This window comes from Alcanivorax sp. HI0083 (assembly GCF_001635175.1).
On record NZ_LWFX01000844.1, the window covers coordinates 1 to 566 of the forward strand.

Annotated in this window: 1 protein-coding gene; it reads left to right on the forward strand. The window is 54.2% G+C overall.

What is annotated here, in order from left to right:
- On the forward strand, positions 1-516 hold a 516-nt coding region (locus tag A3754_RS08090), incomplete at its 5' end, for a transposase (protein ID WP_197468569.1).
- Positions 517-566 lie beyond the last annotated feature (50 nt).

Here is a 566-nt window from a genome sequence, read left to right on the forward strand (position 1 = left end):
TTGAAAGGCTTCCCTGAAGCCATCGAGAGCATTTACCCGAAAACGGAAATCCAGCATTGCGTGATTCACCAGATCCGTAACTCACTGAAGTATGTTGCCTCGAAAAACCAGAAAGCCTTCATGGCCGACCTGAAGCCCGTCTACAAGGCTGCAACGCTGAACGCCGCAGAAAACGCACTCGATGAACTGGAAGCCAAGTGGGGCGAGAAATACCCGATGGTAATCAAGTCCTGGCGGGAAAAGTGGCCAACCCTGTCAGCCTACTTCAAATACCCTGATTACGTCCGTACTGCGATTTACACCACCAATGCCGTGGAGGCCGTACATCGCCAGTTCCGCAAGCTGACAAAGACCAAGGGTGGCTTCGCCAGTGAGAACGCCTTACTGAAGCTGCTCTATGCCGGTATACTCAAGGCATCCGAGCGCTGGACCCACCCGGTGCAGAACTGGAATCTGACGCTGTCACAGATGGCCATCCACTTCCCCGAGCGCCTGGACAAATACATCAGCCTGTGAGGCTGCTGGCTGTGACACAGAGTTTTGAACACCCTCTGGCGTCGGTCTAG